The organism is Sphingobacterium sp. UBA5639 (assembly GCF_002421245.1).
Taxonomy (GTDB): domain Bacteria; phylum Bacteroidota; class Bacteroidia; order Sphingobacteriales; family Sphingobacteriaceae; genus Sphingobacterium; species Sphingobacterium multivorum.
Genome location: NZ_DIJR01000019.1, coordinates 348,347 through 366,892 on the forward strand (window position 1 = coordinate 348,347; position 18,546 = coordinate 366,892).

The 18,546-nt window shown below is 39.9% G+C and carries 18 protein-coding genes; 14 read left to right on the forward strand and 4 right to left on the reverse strand.

The features are described 5' to 3' along the window. Nucleotides 1-78: 78 nt before the first annotated feature. The 8 genes from B4Z90_RS12460 (at nt 79) to B4Z90_RS12495 (ending at nt 10,156) form a co-directional block, all read left to right on the forward strand. A complete protein-coding gene (locus B4Z90_RS12460) occupies nt 79-636 on the forward strand; it encodes an RNA polymerase sigma factor (RefSeq protein ID WP_201639526.1) in 558 nt (185 codons plus the stop codon). A 189-nt stretch (nt 637-825) separates the two neighbouring features. After that, a complete protein-coding gene (locus B4Z90_RS12465) occupies nt 826-1,926 on the forward strand; it encodes a FecR family protein (protein ID WP_115047588.1) in 1,101 nt (366 codons plus the stop codon). A gap of 187 nt (nt 1,927-2,113) precedes the next feature. After that, the gene (locus tag B4Z90_RS12470) at nt 2,114-5,371 is read left to right on the forward strand and encodes a SusC/RagA family TonB-linked outer membrane protein (protein ID WP_236586105.1); all 3,258 of its coding nucleotides are present in this window, start codon (nt 2,114-2,116) and stop codon (nt 5,369-5,371) included. Nucleotides 5,372-5,383: 12 nt separating this feature from the next. Beyond that, nucleotides 5,384-6,979 (forward strand): SusD/RagB family nutrient-binding outer membrane lipoprotein, encoded by a 1,596-nt coding sequence (locus B4Z90_RS12475; RefSeq protein ID WP_201639525.1) that lies wholly within the window; start codon nt 5,384-5,386, stop codon nt 6,977-6,979. Between the two features lie 68 nt (nt 6,980-7,047). After that, on the forward strand, nt 7,048-7,530 hold the full coding sequence (locus tag B4Z90_RS12480; RefSeq protein WP_201639524.1) for a hypothetical protein: 483 nt from the start codon (nt 7,048-7,050) through the stop codon (nt 7,528-7,530). A gap of 227 nt (nt 7,531-7,757) precedes the next feature. Further along, nucleotides 7,758-8,315 carry an RNA polymerase sigma factor gene (locus B4Z90_RS12485; RefSeq protein ID WP_201639523.1) on the forward strand — a complete coding sequence of 186 codons (558 nt, stop codon included), beginning with the start codon at nt 7,758-7,760 and terminating at the stop codon, nt 8,313-8,315. Further along, entirely contained in the window at nt 8,305-9,126 is an 822-nt protein-coding gene (locus tag B4Z90_RS12490; protein ID WP_201639522.1) for a hypothetical protein, read from the forward strand. The genes B4Z90_RS12485 and B4Z90_RS12490 overlap by 11 nt, the downstream gene beginning before the upstream one ends. Nucleotides 9,127-9,223: 97 nt before the next feature. Continuing rightward, nucleotides 9,224-10,156, forward strand: a complete 933-nt coding sequence (locus B4Z90_RS12495) for a DUF4097 family beta strand repeat-containing protein (protein WP_070567332.1) — start codon at nt 9,224-9,226, stop codon at nt 10,154-10,156. Between the two features lie 26 nt (nt 10,157-10,182). Here B4Z90_RS12495 and B4Z90_RS12500 read toward each other — a convergent pair whose 3' ends face one another. The 3 genes from B4Z90_RS12500 to B4Z90_RS12510 form a co-directional block, all read right to left on the reverse strand. Next, nucleotides 10,183-10,884 (reverse strand): class I SAM-dependent methyltransferase, encoded by a 702-nt coding sequence (locus tag B4Z90_RS12500; RefSeq protein WP_046674368.1) that lies wholly within the window; start codon nt 10,882-10,884, stop codon nt 10,183-10,185. Beyond that, on the reverse strand, nt 10,877-12,058 hold the full coding sequence (gene pncB / locus B4Z90_RS12505) for a nicotinate phosphoribosyltransferase (RefSeq protein ID WP_070567330.1): 1,182 nt from the start codon (nt 12,056-12,058) through the stop codon (nt 10,877-10,879). Before pncB ends, B4Z90_RS12500 begins: the two co-directional genes overlap by 8 nt. A gap of 159 nt (nt 12,059-12,217) precedes the next feature. After that, the gene (locus tag B4Z90_RS12510) at nt 12,218-13,747 is read right to left on the reverse strand and encodes a DUF6600 domain-containing protein (protein WP_286802405.1); all 1,530 of its coding nucleotides are present in this window, start codon (nt 13,745-13,747) and stop codon (nt 12,218-12,220) included. 254 nt (nt 13,748-14,001) lie between these two features. Between B4Z90_RS12510 and B4Z90_RS12515 the strand changes: the two genes are divergently transcribed. The 6 genes from B4Z90_RS12515 to B4Z90_RS12540 all read left to right on the forward strand — a co-directional run bounded on the left by B4Z90_RS12515 (nt 14,002) and on the right by B4Z90_RS12540 (nt 18,144). Further along, nucleotides 14,002-14,760 carry an MlaE family ABC transporter permease gene (locus tag B4Z90_RS12515; protein WP_046674222.1) on the forward strand — a complete coding sequence of 253 codons (759 nt, stop codon included), beginning with the start codon at nt 14,002-14,004 and terminating at the stop codon, nt 14,758-14,760. A gap of 6 nt (nt 14,761-14,766) precedes the next feature. Further along, nucleotides 14,767-15,540 carry an ABC transporter ATP-binding protein gene (locus B4Z90_RS12520; protein WP_046674221.1) on the forward strand — a complete coding sequence of 258 codons (774 nt, stop codon included), beginning with the start codon at nt 14,767-14,769 and terminating at the stop codon, nt 15,538-15,540. A 5-nt stretch (nt 15,541-15,545) separates the two neighbouring features. Next, nucleotides 15,546-16,550 carry an MlaD family protein gene (locus B4Z90_RS12525; protein WP_070567326.1) on the forward strand — a complete coding sequence of 335 codons (1,005 nt, stop codon included), beginning with the start codon at nt 15,546-15,548 and terminating at the stop codon, nt 16,548-16,550. Between the two features lie 141 nt (nt 16,551-16,691). Continuing rightward, on the forward strand, nt 16,692-17,393 hold the full coding sequence (locus B4Z90_RS12530; protein ID WP_070567324.1) for an RluA family pseudouridine synthase: 702 nt from the start codon (nt 16,692-16,694) through the stop codon (nt 17,391-17,393). A gap of 27 nt (nt 17,394-17,420) precedes the next feature. Then, nucleotides 17,421-17,684, forward strand: coding sequence for a hypothetical protein (locus B4Z90_RS12535; RefSeq protein WP_070567322.1), 264 nt, complete (start codon nt 17,421-17,423; stop codon nt 17,682-17,684). Between the two features lie 109 nt (nt 17,685-17,793). Continuing rightward, nucleotides 17,794-18,144, forward strand: a complete 351-nt coding sequence (locus B4Z90_RS12540) for a DUF983 domain-containing protein (protein ID WP_070567319.1) — start codon at nt 17,794-17,796, stop codon at nt 18,142-18,144. 20 nt (nt 18,145-18,164) lie between these two features. Here B4Z90_RS12540 and B4Z90_RS12545 read toward each other — a convergent pair whose 3' ends face one another. Further along, on the reverse strand, nt 18,165-18,455 hold the full coding sequence (locus B4Z90_RS12545) for a DUF4286 family protein (RefSeq protein WP_070567317.1): 291 nt from the start codon (nt 18,453-18,455) through the stop codon (nt 18,165-18,167). Nucleotides 18,456-18,546: the final 91 nt, after the last annotated feature.

Sequence of the window (18,546 nt, forward strand, 5' to 3'; positions counted from 1 at the left end):
TTCTCCTTTTACCGATTAAGTTTATACTTTTGGAACTGAGGACTTATATTAGCCTTTTTTCGGATTATATGCTTTATTATGAGAAATAAAATGGGGTACCGCTTATTGTGGGAACGTATTCGTACTGGAGACGAAACGGCTTTCTTTGACCTATATGCGGCACTCTATCAAGAGCTTGTCAATTTTGGAATACGTACATGTGGCGATAGTGACCTGGCAAGTGAAGCAACCGATCAGGTATTTGTGAAAATTTGGGAAAAACGAGAACAGCTTGACCGGGTCGAAAATGTACAGTCCTATCTCATTACTTTTTTAAAAAGACGTATTCTGCGTTTGCTGGAGAAACAACATAAAATAAATACAGCCCTTCAACATGTAAAAGCTGAAGATGATTGGGTGGAGATGCCCTATGAGGAGTTTGTCATCAAAGTACAGACGAATGAAATCATACAGATCCGTTTGAAAGAAGCACTGGAGAAGTTATCATTTCGTCAAAAACAGCTGGTGAATCTCAAGTTCTTTGAGGGATATTCGTATGAAAAAATCTCAGAAATTACACAAATGTCTGTAAAGACAGCCTATAATACGCTTTACGATGCTTTGAAAATCCTACGGGGAGAGTTAAAGGATATTTAAGTTTAACCTGTTGTGGTTCCTTTGCAGATCCAATAATCGTTTAGCATGCGCTGAAAACTATTACAGAATGCTATTCTTGTATTCTTTATTTAAAATAAAAATCTGAATTTCAGTGTTTTATGAAATATTTTAAATTTTCTTTAGGCAAAAGAACGTCTTTTGGGCACTATAGAGTAAATACCCAAAAGAATGAGCCAAAAAGATTATAAACAGTTAGAAGATTTTTTGATTGACGATACTTTTCAAAAGTATTGTTCGGGAGAAGATAAAAACTGTATTCTGTACTGGCAACAATATAGCCTGAACCATCCAGAACAAGCGGAGACGATTCTGAAAGCCAAACGCCTCTATCAACTCTTGGTTGGCAATCGTCGACCTGTGAATGAGCAATTGGAAAAATTGAAGACAGATCTGCAGAATGTTCCAGTGGAGCATCAGGCATCCTTTCGGTTTAACTGGCCCAAATGGGCAGCCATTGCCGCTGTACTTGTTGCATTGGTATCGGGCGGAGTTTGGTATTATGCTCAACCCGGTAAAGTTGATTCCTCATTGCCAATAAGCGCAATCGGCCAAGTGTATCAAACAAAAAATGGGGAGAAAAAGACCTTCGAATTAAGTGATGGAAGTACAGTAACGCTAAATTCTGCGAGTAAATTAGAGTTGTCCGCAGATTTCAATCAGGAATTGCGTGTGGTGCGGCTTGCTGGTGAAGGCTATTTTCAGGTAGCAAAGAATAAGGAGAAACCTTTTGTGGTACAGGCAGCTGATTTTGATATCAAGGTACTGGGGACAACATTCAATGTAAAGAGTTATTCCGATGAACCTACAGCAGAAGCATTGCTAGTGGAAGGCTCTATTGAGATGACGAGCAAAGGGCAGCGTGAAAATTCTGTTGTCATCAAACCGAATCAAAAAATCACGATCTTTAAGAATCAAACTGAAGTAGCAATCGCTCGTAAAACCAATAAACCAAACGCGAGCAAATTACCGATTAAGGAAATTGCCATAGAGAATATCCCTACAATAGAATCCAATACAGCTGAAATACCAGACATTGCGTGGCGTGAAAATAGATTAGAAATCGTGGACCAAGATTTTGAATCACTTCGTAGAACACTGGAACGTTGGTATGATGTGGATATACAAATCCAAAATGATCAATTAAAACAATATCGTTTTACGGCAACCTTCAGCAAGGAAGGTATTGTTCAGGTATTAAGTGCTTTACAGGAAGTTGAACCTTTTAAATTTAATGTATATGGGAAAAAAATAACTATATCAGAAAAGTAAAAAGGATGGTGGACCAACACCATCCTTCATTGAAAAAATGATTAACCAAAAGCAGCAACATTGGGGCGTGCTGCTTAATATTAATTTTAACCAACACTAAAATATGATTAAAAATTGCTTATTGCAAATGCGCAATGGATATATTGTGCATTTTAGATTCATTATCCGGATGAAACTAGCCTTAATTATGACTACGTGTGCTGTTATGAATGTTTCGGCAAATGTATTTTCCCAACAAAAAGTCTCCTTGGATGTCCAAAAAACAAAACTGAGCAAGGTACTTAAAATGATCGAAGAGCAAAGTGATTATTACTTTGTCTATAATTCGACGAACGAAAATTTAAATAAAGAAGTGTCAGTCAATGCGAATAATACCAAGGTATTGGATGTATTGGCTAAGCTTTTCAATAAAAGTGGATTGGTTTACTCCGTTTCTAAGGAAGGTCTTGTGGTTGTCAGTCAACAACAGCAGGTAGCTGTCGCAGGTGTCGTCACGGACGATAAGGGCAATCCCTTAGCTGGTGCCACGGTACGTGTTAAGGGAACCGCGGTGGGGCGGGCAACAGATATCAATGGACGTTTTACGATCGATGCCGCAACTGGAAACACCTTGATTATTTCTTTCGCAGGTTATACTTCGCAAGAAGTCGCCGTCACCAAAGAGGGGGATCTGAAAATTGTTTTATTGGAAGACAATCGGATGCTCAATGAGGTTGTTGTGACGGCATTGGGTATGAAGAAAGAGAAACGCTCGTTGGGGTACTCTGTTACGCAGGTTGCCGGTGAATCACTAACCACAGCCCGTGAAAATAATGTGATGAATTCACTTGTCGGAAAGGTGGCCGGATTGGATATCAGTTCTACATCTGGTGGGGCTGGAGCTGCGTCCAATGTGACCATTCGTGGGGTATCAAGTTTGAACCAGACAAATCAGCCATTATACGTAATCAATGGTATCCCCATGGAAAGTAAACCAGTAGGAATTGGAAATGCTAATTCCAAGGGAAACTCAGGAAGCCAATGGGATAATGCACCCGATCTTGGTGATGCGATCGGCAATATCAACCCAGACGATATTGAAAGTATTTCGGTTCTAAAAGGTGCGGCAGCATCAGCATTATATGGCTCAAGAGCGAAAGCTGGTGTTATCCTCATTACGACAAAATCAGGTAAAGGTAATTCGATCGATTTCAATAGTAACCTTGTTGCCGAGCAGATCATTGACAACACCAATTGGCAAACAGTGTATGGTCAGGGGGCGAACGGTGAGAAGCCAACAACCCAAGCAGGAGCGGCCCAAGTGGGCGGATCGAGCTGGGGAGCTAAATTGGACGGTTCTCCCGTAGTCCAATTTGACGGTGTATCAAGACCATATTCATTACAAAAAGGGAATTTAGATAGGTTTTATCGTACGGGTTCAACATGGACAAATACGCTGGCATTAAATAAATCATTTGATGGCGGATCTATCCGTCTGTCGGGAACAGATGTCAATAACAGGTCTGTTGTTCCAAATTCGGGACTGAAAAGACAGTCGTTTAATTTGGTCGGACTTTTTGAACCACTCAAAGGTTTGACGATTGATGCGCGTTACAACATGATTTTGGAGCAGGTCAAAAATCGTCCAATGGTTTCTGACGGTGCAGGAAACGCCAATTACAACGTTATGTTTTTGCCAACGAGCATTAATGTCAATGATTTGAAGCCATGGAAGGATGGCAATGGAAAAGAGGTACTCTATAATTCAGGCAATGTGTATGCGACCAACCCTTGGTTTGCTGCAAATGAGTTTATCAATAACACCAATCGTGACCGCTCCATAGCCTCTGTTACGGCTAAATATACGATGGGCAACGGTTTGTTTGTTCAAGGAAGAGCGGGACGGGATGGCTATACTGATCATTATAAAAATGTATTGCCTTCTGGTACGGGTTATTATGAAAATGGTAAAATCGCTGAACAAGAAACCAAATTTGCGGATATTAATACGGATGTTTTGGTTGGTAAGTCATTCACTTTCGGTGATTACACCCTGACGCCTAATCTCGGAGCGAGTTACAGAAATACTAAAATCAGACAAACGACAAATTTGGGTACCGACTTCGCGATATTCGGTGTTTACAATATTTTGAATGCAAAAAATAAATCGGTAGCGTATCTCGAAAGCGAATCGGAGACACAGTCTACTTACGGTACCTTAGAATTTGCTTATAAAGATGTCGCCTATCTGACAGGTAGTTTGCGCTCTGACTGGTTTTCTACGCTAGCAACTCCGGGAGTGGATAATAAATTGAACTCGGTTTATCCAGCAGTTTCGGGATCATTTATCTTTTCAGAATATCTAAAGCCATCGTGGTTGAGTTTTGGAAAGTTGAGGGCAGGTTTTGCTCAGGTAGGGCAGGCAACAGATCCTTATCAAACCTTGCTAACCTATAATTTTAGAAGCGAGGTACTCAACGGTCAACCGTTAGGGGTTATTAACAATGTGAATATCCCGAACTCTTCCTTGAAAGCTTCTACAGCAACAGAGTTGGAAATTGGAACGGAGTTGCGTCTTTTTAATGATCGTGTAAACTTGGATCTAACCTGGTATAACAAGAAGTCGAAAGATGAGATTTCTTTTATCACAACCCCTTCAGCAAGCGGGTACGCCGGTGCCGTACTCAATGCCGGAAAGATGCAAAATAAGGGATTTGAAGCGTTGATTTCTGCTACTGTTGTTAAAACCGAAGATTTTAAATGGGTGTCTTCATTGAATGGTTCTTACAACGACAATAAAGTGATTTCATTGGCTGAAGGAATGGACGAACAGACGGTAGCAACGTCCCGTTCGGGTGTAGGTTACTTAATGAATAAAGTTGGTATGCCTGCTTTTCAGATCATGGCTTTCGATTATAAGTATGATAGCAATGGCGAGATCGTAAAATTGGCTGACGGTTCTCCTGACCGGGGTGAGTTAAAGTCTTATGGTTCAGCTATGAATAAATGGTTTGCAGGTTGGAACAATGAATTTAACTACAAAAGGTTTAATTTCTCTTTCTTGATTGATGGAAAGTGGGGTGGAAAGCTTTTCTCAGGAACAGACTACTACGGTTACATTTTTGGATTGCATCAGGAAACTGTGGCAGATCGTGAAAGCTTGGGTAGAACGGCCTCTACTTATTATACCAATACAGCGAATAATGTATCCAAGATATTTGTAAACAGCGCTGATTTTGTAAAGTTGAGACAGGTCGTTATGGGGTATACTTTCCCTTCCAACTTATTCAATAACAAAGTTAAGTCAATTACGGTAAGTGCTGTAGCGCGCAATCTCTGGACGATCATGAAGAAAACAAATAACATTGATCCAGAATCGAGCTATAATGCAACTTTCCCGGGTTTAGAACTCGGCGGTGTTCCAGCAGTGCGTACTTACGGTGTTAATTTAAGTGTTAAATTCTAATTGCAAACAATCATGAAAAGATATATTAAACCGGTATTTGTTAGTTTAATGGCGGCTACATTATTTATGGAAAGTAGCTGTACCAAAGATTTTGATAAGATAAATACAGATCCAGTTGCTTACGGAAAAGAAAATTGGGATCCAAATTATACATTGAGCTCAGCACAATTATTTTACACCGGAAGTTTTGATTTTGCATACGATACATGGCGTGGAAATCTGATTTATTCTTCCACAATGATGCAAGGTTTATCGACCGTAGTGAGTTATTGGGCTGGGGACAAATATATGCTGAATGAAAGTTATACCGCGGCTTATTGGGGGACGGGTACAGTAGGGGCCTATATTGAGCAGGTTCGTAATATTGTGGATGTGGTTGAGTTTACAAAAGACAAACCAAAATATGCAAATCTCCACAATGTCGCCCGTATTTGGAAAGCTTTAATTTTCGCACGCTTAACTGATTTGTATGGCGATGTTCCCTATTCGGAGGCGGGACTGGGTTTTTATACCAAAGTTTATAAACCGAAGTATGACAAGCAGCAGGATATCTACGCTGATTTGCTGAAGGAACTGGAAGCGGCTACTGCAGCGTTAAAGGATGATGGTGATAAAGTCACTGGGGATGTTATTTATAAAGGTGATATTGCCAAATGGCGTAAATTTGGTAATTCTCTACTGCTTCGCACAGCGATGCGTTTGGTTAAAGTAGACGAAGCTAAAGCGAAAGAGTATGTGCAGAAGGCTGCGGGCAAGACAATGGACAGTAATGCTGACAATGCATTTATTTTACATGATGAATCAGGATCTAGGGTTACTCAGAATAGAAATAGCCAGGTTTTATTGGGCGATGGTGGCCAAGAGAATTATTATGTAAAATGGTCTAAAACATTTATTGACTATTTAAAAAGCAACAATGATCCGAGGTTGCAAAAGGTTGCTGTTACAAAGCTATATTTGTCAGAAAAGGACAAAACACAGAACGGGAGTTTTATCACAGATCCAACCAAGCAAAAGGGGATGCCGAATGGAAAAGATTTGGGATCAAATGCACAGTATAACATTAGTAGCGACCCAAGTTATACGACATTTGCAGAATATTCTTCGCCCAATCCTACTATGATCAAGCGGACCGGTGCGACATTTATTTTGACCTATGGCGAATCCGAGTTGCTGTTGGCTGAGGCAGCCCAACGTTGGGGCATCGGTGGTAGTGCGAGCGACCATTATAAAAAAGGGGTGAAGGCAAGCATTACGTATCTGAATCAATATGATGGTTCCTTGGCAATAAGTGATGCAGATGCCGAGACTTACTTGGCAGCAAATCCATTTAATGCTGCTGATGCCTTAAAGCAGATTAATACTCAATACTGGGCACATACCATAACGATGATGGACTTTTATGAAACTTGGAGCAACTGGCGTAGAAGTGGCTATCCAGCGTTAACTCCTGTGAATTATCCAGGCAATGCAACGTCGGGGACTATTCCAAGAAGATTCCCTTATCCTTCTACTGAAGCGGCTATCAATGGCGAAAACTACAGAGCAGCTTCAGCCGCAGTACCTGGCGGAGATAAGTTGTCTGGTCGAGTTTGGTGGGATAAATAATTACAATGGTTTGTTTTTGATTGAGGCTGAACTTTCGTAGTTTGGCCTCTTTAACCCTTTTATAAAATATGATAAACCTAAAAAATCAACTGCTATTTGTGATTGCGATTTCCTGTCTTGTTTTTTCATGTAAAAATACTACCGAAAAGAAAGATGTGGATGCAGTAAAAGCCAAGTCCTTGACCGGTACCTATAAGCTTATTGAAAGCAAAACAATCAACGGGAAAGATACGGTGACCGCTTTTACGGATGCCAGTAAAACAGAGATGTTTAAAATGTTCAATGATGACCATTTTTCTTTCTTTAACCACGATAAGGAAAAAGGTAAAGGGAAAGAACCGCTATTTGTAGCCGGTGGCGGTACCTATTCTTTTGATGGTGTCAACTATCAAGAAAGACTACAATATTGTTCAATGCGGGATTGGGAAAGCAATAAGTTTGATTTTAAACTTACTTTAAAAGGAGATACCTTGATTCAGACCGGTGAGGAAAACTTACCTGAATTGGGAGTTAAACATACTATTGTGGAGACCTATCTAAAAGTTAAATAATCGATGATCTTATACCTGGAGTTTTAAAATCCTTATTAAGTTTATTTTATTAATGCAGACACTCAAGTTCATTCTTGAGTGTTTTTTGTTGAAAGGAGGCCCTTTAATGGGCTTTTGTGCATTTTTAGAATTATTTTAGAAAAAAAATAAAATTATATTGCAACATTTTCAGCAGAGCTCCGACTACATAGTAGAAACATAAGAATTAACAGTATTAATTTTAGAACGTGCAAAATCAGCTTAGCGATAAGGAATTATTAGCGATGTGCCAAACGGGCAATGAGTCTGGATTTGCACAGCTCTATCATCGGTATGCAAAAAAGATTTTTAATTCTATTTATCGGATTTTGTCCAATCAGGAAGAAAGTGAAGATATTTTACAGGAAACCTTTGTTGACTTTTTTTCAAGATCAGATAAATGGCATTTAGTGCTCAGTGTGGAAGCCTGGTTGAGAAGGATGGGGGTGAATAAGGCAATCTCACTGTTACGGAAGAATAAGCAATATTTTACGCCGGTGGATGATTTGGAAATCAAAGATGATGGCGAAGACGAATTGCTGGAAAAAGAATGGCGTGAATGTCGTTTGACAGATTTAGAGCATGTGATCGATCAATTGACAGGCGTGCCTAAGATGGTTGTTAATCTCTACCTGTTTGAAAACATGAGCCATGATGAGGTTGCGGAAACATTGGGGATGACAGCGGTTGCTGTACGTAGTCAATATCACCGTGCTAAAAAGAAAATTTACGAAGAATTGAAGGAAAGGTATAATTATGCGGGATAATTTAAAAGATTTTGTGAACGCTAATCGGGAAGCATTTGATCAGAGAGAACCTTCGGCTGACTTATGGAATAAAATAAGACCACAAGTAGTTCCCCCTGTTCAGGAAAGAAAGATTAAGCCTTTATGGAAGTGGGCTAGTATTGCGGCAGCAGCTCTGTTAGTTGGGACAGCAACTTTTATTGCTTTTAATCAACAACGAGAAATAGAAGTAGAAAAGCCTGTGGCTGCGGTACATCCTATTACTGTTCCGGAAAAAGAAGACAATGCAAAAGCAGTTGATGCTGAGGTGATGGGAATTCATACTAGTAGCCAAGAGGCTTCAGCTCCCGTTAAGGCAATAGCGGGTATCGAAAGCAAAGGAAAACAATTGGCAAAAGTAAGCGTATCCGAAGCTGCTCATCGCGAAAAGGAAGAGAAGATGGATTATGTTCAGATGCTTCAAGATTCCAGTTCTGCGAGTACACGGTTAAGTGCTGTCTTGGCGATGAAAGATGGGGGAAGCTTAGATGGGAATAGTAGGGGAGCTTTAGAAAAGACTGCTGTATCAGATCAAAGCAGTAATGTACGCATGGCTGCAATTGAAACGATATTAAATGGACTTAGTCCGGAAGAACGTCAACAAAAGGTTCAGGACTTTTTTGTGGAGCAAAATGATCCCACTTTACAAATGGAACTGATGCAAATGATGGCCCAACAGGCGGATCCGACGATGAAGGCGACGACAAAGGAAAAGTTAAATGAAATTGTCGAAGATCCCTTTACCCTGAAATTTGTGAAGGAGCAGGCCTATGCAGTATTATTAAATCAATAACGGAATATATTAAGTTGGAAGTCGGATTGTGTATGTTAATCAATGAAAAAGCTTAAAATGCATTATTTGACACATAATAAAGTAAAACTAAAACGAAATGAAAAAGATAAGGATAATGATGATTGGGGTCGCACTGATCTTTGCAAGCGCATTGCAGGCCCAGGTAAATGAAAATGTTGAAGGAGTTGCTGCGCCAAAACCTCCTAATCCTCCTAAAAAGGCTAGAGCGGTGTCAGGAGTTGTTGTCAGTAATAATCATAATTTTACCTACAGTTCTGCTGGATTCGGCCGTTCCAATGGGCCGAAAAGCTGGAAAGAAATTAAAGTTCCCAACTTGGGGAATAAGCTCCTATTAAAATTGGATAATGTTTATATCGAAGGGTATAAGGGAAAAGACGTGCTGATTACGGCCAAAGTGGAGGAAAGTGAAGAAAATGACCGCGCCAAAGGCCTACGTGTGATCAATGGCTCGGGCTTATCGGATAATTCAGGGCTTGGTATGAATATCAAAACAGAAGGTGGGGTGACTGAAATAAGTATGGTAGGGATGCCCTTAGAAGATTCTATTCGTATCAGGATACCGATGGATCTGCCTGTGACGATCAAAGGCGGTCGTGGAGCGATGTTTAATGCTGGGGAAATCGAATTAAAAGATATCCGGGCTGAGGTCGAAGTTGCTAGTACAATGGGGAATGTGAATTTATTGAACGTGACGGGGCCGATCAATGTCAAGGTTGCACAGGGAGATGTAACGGCCAAATTTGTTCAACCTGTTAAAGGACCGATTTCTTTGGTCGCAGCAATGGGGGCCGTAGATGTGGCCTTTCCAAAGAATTTTGGTGCTAATGTGGATGTGAAATCAGCCATGGGGAACATCTATGCAGCAGACGAGTTTCAGTTTGAGAAACAGTCTGAAGAGCCGAAGTCAACGCCAATGGGAAATGCGGTGAAAGGCAAAATGAATGGTGGTGGACAGGATGTTATCTTAAAAACATCCATGGGAGATATTTACATAAGAACACAGAAATAAAAAAAATAGCCTGTTAGAATAACAGGCTATTTTTTTAGTTCCATGCGGACGAGGTATTGATCATTCTCATCTTCATACAAAATTTGGACAACCCAGCCCATTTCGTGCGAAATTTTAATCAACAAATCCTGATCTAAGTAGAGCCATTTGAACAGGTTTCCTTTTTTGCCTTTGTATTCGTATTGATATTGAATTTCCCCAAAATAATGCGCTGGTTTTTTGATGTTATAATCTTTGTACAGATAACTGATATCTGAAGAGTCAAAAATCAGTTGGCCATTTTCAGTCAATAATTCTTTGCTATGCTGTAATAGTTTTCGAAAGCCATCTACGTCGCCAGCAAGGCCTATTCCGTTCATCAAAAGCAAAAGTGTATCGTATTTTTGGCCTTCGAATTTATAGAAATCTTCGCAGATAATATGTTGTACCCCGCGTTGTTGCATAATATGGCAGGCGGTCTGCGAGAGTTCCAGTGCATCTACTTCAAAACCTTTTTCTTGTAGATAAAGGCTATGGCTGCCAACTCCAGCTCCAACATCCAGTACACGTCCATCACATAAGGATAGACCAATAAATTCCAGTTCAGGGAAATCATCAGGTTCACGAAAGAAAATCTCGACCGGCATTTCGTCTCGGTCGCCATAACTCGTGTGGAGTACTAAAGGAAATTTTTCTTCTTGATGTACGAAATAATCATCTAAAGCTTCACCGTATACGTCTCTATGCATTGTCATCATCAATCATTAGTACTTTTTTTGCTATATATATGGAGTCTTCATCTCCCGTATGTTTCATGGGTTCGTCAGATAGTTTGATGACCGGGGTCCATTGATCATCTTCTGGCAAAGCGTCGGTCATCTTAATGACGATATTCATGGGTTTAAGACCGACATCATTGGTGAAATTGGTGCCAACGCCAAAGGAATGCAAGATTTTTCCCTCACAGTAGCTCGCGATTCTTTCGACTTTCTCATAGTCCAGTCCATCCGAGAATATAATTGTTTTGGAGAGGGGATCGATTCCATTCTTCTTATAATGTGCGATGACCTTATCTGTAAATTCAAGTGGATCTCCACTGTCGTGTCGGACTCCATCAAATAATTTGGTTAATTTTTTGTCAAACTGCTGAAAGAAGACTTCCGTCGTATAGGTGTCCGATAGTGCTATTCCGAGGTCACCCCGGTAGACATCAGACCAATGTTCAAGGCCAAGGAGATTCGCCATTTTATATCCGTATTTGGCAGCGTGGAACATAAACCATTCATGGGCATGTGTGCCGATTGGTTTCGTCTCATATTTCATTGCTAAATGTACATTGCTGGTGCCTATAAATGTTTTTTCGCCGTATTGCTTCAGTGTGCGAACGACCAAATCGTGGACTTCATAAGAATGACGTCTGCGCGTGCCAAAATCAGCAATTGTGATATTGAGTTTTTTATATTTTTCGATTTTATCTTTGGCGGTGGCGATCACAGCTGCATCCGAGGCACGTTGTAGACCTTGGGATTCATAAAAAAGTTCACAGATAAGCGACATTAATGGGACTTCCCAAAGAATAGTACGGTACCAATACCCTTCGATAATGACTTCAAGGTCGGGGCCATCCTGAAATATTTTGATTTCCTCGGGATCGTAGCGATAACCTTGAAGAAAATCGAAATAGGTTGGGTCTATATAAGGACATGTCTTGGCAAAGAAAGCCTTTTCTGCTTTTGTTAACTTCAAATTAGCCATCTCATGGACGGCCTCCCTCAGGAGTACATCAAAACCATCGGGAAATTTATGATGTCCCCGATTAATAAAATGATAACGTGCCTTGGCCTTTGGAAACAACTTGACCACGGCATGCTGCATGGTGAATTTGTAAAAGTCATTATCTAATATAGAGGTAAATGAAGCCATCTTTATCGATCTGTTTTTTGTTTGAAGCGGTAAATTTACTAATTAACGTGAAAATGTATGGATTGTTCATGATAAATATAAAAAGACATGCATATAAAAGGCGGGTAAAATTTTTCATTTTACCCGCCAAATGTGAATTATTATTTTATTCGGCTGTCATTATCTTGTTCTAGATCTTTCTGATCCTTGCGAAGAACGTCCAGAGTTACGTTCGCCTGAGCTTTCTGAAGACCTTGATCGAGATACTGAGGATGAATTGTCTGTATTTGATCTACTTCTTGTGTTTTCGTAGCTCCGATTTTGAGTTGGTTGTGCTACAGGTTGCGACACAGGTTGGCTCGAACGTGTTCTGCTGCCATCATAATTTCCATTTCGTTGCGGCGTTGTCGTAGGTTGCGCAACTCTTGGCGGCACAGCCTGATCGGAACCGTTCGCACTAGACCGCGAGCGTGAATTATAATCTGTGTTTCTATTGTAGTCTGTACTTCTGCCGTTGGCTACACCATTATTGTCAACGGAGCGATTTTGCCTGTCCCTAGTGGTAGATGTAGGGTTGTTATTGTCTGAAGCATCCGACTGGCGACTTGATCGCGTTCTAAAATCATAGTTATTCGAATTAGGTTGTGTACCATTCGTATTTCTATTTATAGTACCATTGTCTCCGGTTCGAGTATTATTAATTGAACTACGGCTTGAACCACCGCTGTTGGCATCATTACGAGACCTTACAGAAGCATTTCCACTGTTGTCAATATATAACTCACGATTTCCTGATCTCGAGTCGATGTTATCTCTGTTGGTTATGACACGATTGGTTCGATCTGAAATCTCACTATTGTTATTTCGTGTTCGGGTAGAAGCATCTACGACATTCGTGGGGCGTGCAGAGGATCTTGTATTACGGTCTACATTCGGACGGTACATACTGATTTCATTACTGCGGTTGCTGCTACTGCGTACAGACCCAGGTCTATCGACACTTGCGATTCTATTCACTGTTACGCTTCTTCCTGTCGAACGTTCAATATCGGATCTTCGCGGACCGCCAACATAATAGTTGTTGTTAATTATCGTGGTATTATTGATAATGGTGGTTCTGTTGTAGATATTATTGTAATTTCTTCTATTAACATAATATCTATCCATGTCTCGCCGCATAAAGTGATTGACGCCTACAAATGTCCAAAAATTCATTGGGATATTAACGGATACATTAATATTCATGCCTGGGCCCAGAGGAGCCCAACCGTAGTAGTCATTACTTTGACGCCAATTTACCCATGCTGGTCCCCATTCATAGTCAGGAACCCATCCCCAGCCATAACGGTCATTGTAGTTCCAGCGACCATAGTGGAAAGGGGCCCAACCCCAGTCATAATTGGATACCCAGGTATTTCCATAGTCAGTCATTGTCCAATAACCATTGGTTGCATAAGGCTGGAAGTTCGGACCAACGTCCGGGATCCAAACATAACCATAATTGGGATCATTAACCCATTGTCCATAAGGTGAAAGCTGATCATAGAATAGCTGGAACGAAACTCCATCATTGTTATAATTGTTATAACCATTATTGTTATAACCATTATTATATCCACCCCGTTGGGCCATTGAAGTAGCGCAACTTGAAAAAGAAGCGATACCGATAAAACCAAGTACCCAATATTTTATGTTGCCTAAATTTTTCATTTCTGTAATATTTAAAAGTGTGACAAACTCTATGCTATTGTCTTTGTTATTATGACAGCATAACGTATAAAATGGTTTAATCGGTACATTAGAAATCTGATTTTTTATATATAAAAGTCAAATTGATGATCTTTTTACATAAACGACAATTTTAGATACATATTTTTATTTACCTTTACCGCTCGAATTGCTACGTGTTTGTTCAGCATAAGACGTGTTTTAAAACACATTAATTTGAAATAGACATCATTTAAATGGCTAAAAAACTTCAGACTTTTTTTCTAGAATTTGCAAACATTCACCGTTTTTTGCTACGGTTTTGGCGTGAATTGGTAACTCCACCCTATGAATTTAAAGAGATTGTCCGTCAGTGCTATGAAATAGGCTATAAATCGTTGCCTTTGATCAGTTTAACGGGATTTATTGTTGGATTTGTTTTTACAAAACAGTCACGTCCTTCTTTGGAGGAATTTGGAGCGACTTCGATGTTGCCTTCGCTTATTTCGATCGCTATTGTTCGTGCATTAGCACCATTGGTGACGGCTTTAATAGCTTCGGGTAAAGTGGGCTCGCAAATTGGGGCAGAACTAAGTTCGATGAATGTCACGGAGCAAATCGATGCGATGGAAGTTTCGGGGACTAATCCATATAAGTTTCTTATTGTAAGTAGAATATTAGCTACAACTATTGGAATTCCAGTACTTTGTTTTTATGTGGCAGGTATAGGCCTTTTAGGTGGTTACCTAAGTATGATGAGTAAAGATGACTTAAGTTTTTTGAGTTTTTTTACGCAAGTATTTGAAACGATAGCATTTAAGGATTTAGGCGCTATGGTGTTGCGGGCAGTTATATTTGGTTTTACCATTGGAGCTGTAAGTTGTTATTGCGGTTATTTTTCTTCAAAGGGAACTGAAGGTGTTGGAAAGGCAGCGAATGCGGCCGTTGTAGCTTCGATGTTCCTTGTCTTTATTGAGGAAATAATTATTGTTCAAGTTTTATCGTTCTTTGGATAGTGAGCTATGGAAAAGATTAAGTCAACCATCGACCATTCGAAGCCGGTCATTGAAATTAGGGATGTTAGTAAATCTTTCGGTGATAATCACGTCCTACGTGGTGTCAATCTGGATTTATATAAAGAAGAAAATCTCGTTGTGCTTGGGCGTTCTGGAACAGGGAAATCCGTGTTGATCAAATTGATTTCGGGCTTATTAAGACCGGATGAGGGGACGATCAATGTTTTGGGAGAGTCAGTTCTTGAATTAAATGATCGTGAATTGCGTGAATTACGTTTGAAAATAGGGTTTTCTTTTCAGAATAGCGCACTTTATGACAGTATGACTGTGCGCGAAAATTTGGAATTTCCATTGGTTCGAAATAAACGCAACTTAACTCGTTCGGAGATCAATCAAGCTGTAGAAGAGGTGTTGGATGGAGTAGGGCTTTCGCAAGCGATCAATCAGATGCCTTCAGAGTTGTCTGGTGGACAGCGGAAGCGAATTGGTATTGCGCGTACCCTGATTCTTAGACCTGAAATCATGATGTACGATGAGCCAACAGCAGGGCTCGATCCGATTACTTGTTTGGAGATTAATGGATTGATTAACGAGGTTCAGGAGAGGTATAAAACAGCATCAATTATTATCACGCACGATTTGGCTTGTGCGAAAGAAGTGGGAGACCGGATTGTGATGTTGTTGGATGGTAAGTTTGAAAGACAGGGGTCTTTTGAAGAAATTTTTGATACAGATGACGCACGAGTAAGAGCGTTTTATAATTATAATTTTATTCTATAATATACATGAGTAAGGCAGAAAATAAAAGAGCAATCATTGTCGGTATTTTTGTTTTTTTAGGCGTATTGATTCTTTTAGCGGGTATTTTTATTTTGGGTAGCCAGCAAAAGAAATTTACTAGAAATATTGAAATTACGACTTCATTTCCCGATGTCGCTGGATTGAAGGTGGGGAGTAATGTCTGGTTTTCTGGGGTTAAGGTCGGGATCATTAAGAATATACATTTTAAAAGCGTGCAGGATGTTGAGGTGGTATTGACCATTGAGGAGAAATCTGCTGAGTATATTCGTAAAGATGCCGTAACAAAATTGGGCTCGGATGGTTTGATCGGTAACAAGATCGTAGTGATTTCTGGAGGGTCGCAAAACGCGCCCACTGTGGAGACAGGTGATTTCTTGCGTTCGGCGAAGACTGCGGACATGGAAGCGATGATGGAAACATTGCAGGTAAATAATGAAAACTTAGCAAAGATTACCACTGACTTTGTAGAAATATCACGTGGATTGGCGGATGGAAAAGGAATGGTTGGCGCGATGTTGACCGATACGTCCATGGTAAATACATTGCGTGCGACGTTATTATCGATCAGTGCTGCAATGAATAATGCAAACAAAGCTTCTGCTAATTTGGTCACCTTGACAAACTCTTTAAATAGCAATAAGGGCTTGATTCATGATTTAACGACCGATACCGCTATATTCTCTAATCTGCGTCAGTCTGCAGCGCAGTTGCAAGGAGTTTCCCAGACAGCAAATGCATTGATAAACAATTTGAATAATGCTTCAAGTCGATTGAATGATAAAGATAATGCGGTGGGTGTGTTATTGAATGACCCGGCATCGGCAAATCAAATTAAATCGGCAATCAATAATTTAAATTCGAGCACATCCAAACTGGACGAGAATATGGAGGCATTGCAGCATAATTTCTTGTTGCGTGGTTTCTTTAAAAAGAAGATGAAGGAGGATGCGAAAAAAGCTGAGTTGCTTAAAGCGGACACTGCAAAGTAAGTTGTGTTAAAAAAGAACATAAGGAAAGGCTGTACGCTTGCGTAGGGCCTTTTTTAATAAATAATAGCGTCATTATGGGATCCAACTCAACAGGTCTTAGCACTGTGTAGTATTTGGATAACCCTTTTATATTTGAAAGAAATGAATCACAGCGAAATAACCGATAAAGACGTCATTTACGAAGACAATCATCTCATCGCTATAAATAAGAAAGCGGGGGATATTGTGCAGGTGGATGAAACAGGAGACCTATCTTTAGAAGATATGGTGAAAGTATATTTGAAAAAGAAATATGATAAGCCAAATGAAGCATTTGTTGGTGTTATTCATCGATTAGATAGACCTGTTAGTGGTATGATTTTGTTCGCCAAAACAAGCAAGGCGCTAGAGCGAATGAATAAATTTTTTCAGGATAGACATGTGAAAAAGACCTATTTGGCAATCGTTAGACAGCGTCCGCGAAAAACTGAGGGGAAACTTATCAATTGGTTGGTTCGGAATAGACAAACAAGGGTAACAAAGGCCTTTCCACGCGAGGTGAAAGGCGGAAGTTATGCCGAGCTGGATTATACATTGGTGGGTGAGTTGAATGGATTCTATTTGCTGCGCGTAGAGCCTTTAACAGGTCGTACACATCAGATTCGTGCGCAACTTGCAGCGATGGGATGTCCTATTGTTGGTGATAATAAGTATGGATATCCAAGAGGCAGTTCTTTGGGCAGTATTTGTTTACATTCTCGTTCATTGACCTTTACGCATCCAATAAAAAAGGATAAGATGGAATTGATCGCTTCTTTGCCGAAAGATGGCTTTTGGGATAAATTTGAATCTTTGGCACGCTAATCGTTAAAATTTCAGTACCTTTGTGCTATGAAATGGTTTAAATATTTACTCCTAATATTTACCTTAAGCTGCTCGGCTGTGTCTGTTTCGTACGGACAGTGTGCGATGTGTACATTGAACGCTGAGAATTCTACGAAGGAAGGGAATATGCAAGGAAGAGGTCTGAATGACGGTATTTTGTTTCTATTGGTAATACCTTATCTAGCCGCGGCGGGCCTTGGTTATTTATGGTATAAAAAATACCGCAAGAAGAACCCCGTAACAAAGAAATTTTTAAACGAAATAAAATAGATTCTTAATGCCCACATCCAAATTCCATGCAATGATACATTCCAAATGTCCGAAGTGTCATATTGGTAATGTATTTGTAGGAAAGGTATACAGTTTACATAAGCAGCATATGAATGATACTTGCCCTTATTGTGGTGTCAAGTACGAGGTTGAGCCGGGGTATTTCTATGCTGCCATGTATGTGAGTTATGCTTTGTCTGTCGCTGAGATTGTTACTGTATCTGTTGCTATCGCAATTTTGACAGGAAGCGAGTCTCCTTGGTCTTATCTGATTGGTCTAGCTGTAACCATTTTGGTCTTCGCACCTTTTAATTTTAGATATGCCCGTTTGATTTTACTTCATTTTTTAACGCCAAAAATCAGTTATGATCCGCGCTATCAATTGGCGGCAGAGATAGGTGAAAAGAATAATAAGAACCTTGAAGAAGATGGTAACGATATTAATGAAATAAAAAAATAAAAGAGCTCCACAGAGCTCTTTTATTTTTTTAGATACTTCATGGTACTGTCGAAAAGGAACACCTTGTCTTTATATACTTCCGAAATGAGTTGTTGTAATGGAATTAGATGCACTTGCTGAAAATCTGCTATATGGTCTTCTGTAGGGAGTATAACTTGAATGCAGTAGGTCATACCTTCATGCGGCGACTGGAGCATTTCCAGAAAATGCACTTGAAATTTTTGGGATTGCACGATATTATCCTGAATCCATGAAACGACCTCTTGATGGATTGTTTCTTCTGCTATAACGGAGACATTGTATAAAAACATATGCAAAAATACGCTATTTTTCTGCGATAAAAAAGATTCTAAAGGACAGAACCGAGATAAGTTTGAATATTACATTTAATTACTATATCTT

Excerpts from the sequence above, each read along its gene's own strand:
- B4Z90_RS12515 (WP_046674222.1), top strand. The coding sequence starts at position 14,002 with ATGGCTAAAAAACTTCAGACTTTTTTTCTAGAATTTGCAAACATTCAC.
- B4Z90_RS12530 (WP_070567324.1), top strand. The coding sequence starts at position 16,692 with ATGAATCACAGCGAAATAACCGATAAAGACGTCATTTACGAAGACAAT.
- B4Z90_RS12535 (WP_070567322.1), top strand. The coding sequence starts at position 17,421 with ATGAAATGGTTTAAATATTTACTCCTAATATTTACCTTAAGCTGCTCG.
- B4Z90_RS12510 (WP_286802405.1), bottom strand. The coding sequence starts at position 13,747 with ATGAAAAATTTAGGCAACATAAAATATTGGGTACTTGGTTTTATCGGT.
- B4Z90_RS12500 (WP_046674368.1), bottom strand. The coding sequence starts at position 10,884 with ATGCATAGAGACGTATACGGTGAAGCTTTAGATGATTATTTCGTACAT.
- B4Z90_RS12540 (WP_070567319.1), top strand. The coding sequence starts at position 17,794 with ATGAATGATACTTGCCCTTATTGTGGTGTCAAGTACGAGGTTGAGCCG.
- B4Z90_RS12465 (WP_115047588.1), top strand. The coding sequence starts at position 826 with ATGAGCCAAAAAGATTATAAACAGTTAGAAGATTTTTTGATTGACGAT.
- B4Z90_RS12545 (WP_070567317.1), bottom strand. The coding sequence starts at position 18,455 with ATGTTTTTATACAATGTCTCCGTTATAGCAGAAGAAACAATCCATCAA.
- B4Z90_RS12525 (WP_070567326.1), top strand. The coding sequence starts at position 15,546 with ATGAGTAAGGCAGAAAATAAAAGAGCAATCATTGTCGGTATTTTTGTT.
- B4Z90_RS12490 (WP_201639522.1), top strand. The coding sequence starts at position 8,305 with ATGCGGGATAATTTAAAAGATTTTGTGAACGCTAATCGGGAAGCATTT.
- B4Z90_RS12520 (WP_046674221.1), top strand. The coding sequence starts at position 14,767 with ATGGAAAAGATTAAGTCAACCATCGACCATTCGAAGCCGGTCATTGAA.
- B4Z90_RS12460 (WP_201639526.1), top strand. The coding sequence starts at position 79 with ATGAGAAATAAAATGGGGTACCGCTTATTGTGGGAACGTATTCGTACT.
- pncB (WP_070567330.1), bottom strand. The coding sequence starts at position 12,058 with ATGGCTTCATTTACCTCTATATTAGATAATGACTTTTACAAATTCACC.
- B4Z90_RS12495 (WP_070567332.1), top strand. The coding sequence starts at position 9,224 with ATGAAAAAGATAAGGATAATGATGATTGGGGTCGCACTGATCTTTGCA.
- B4Z90_RS12475 (WP_201639525.1), top strand. The coding sequence starts at position 5,384 with ATGAAAAGATATATTAAACCGGTATTTGTTAGTTTAATGGCGGCTACA.
- B4Z90_RS12480 (WP_201639524.1), top strand. The coding sequence starts at position 7,048 with ATGATAAACCTAAAAAATCAACTGCTATTTGTGATTGCGATTTCCTGT.
- B4Z90_RS12470 (WP_236586105.1), top strand. The coding sequence starts at position 2,114 with ATGACTACGTGTGCTGTTATGAATGTTTCGGCAAATGTATTTTCCCAA.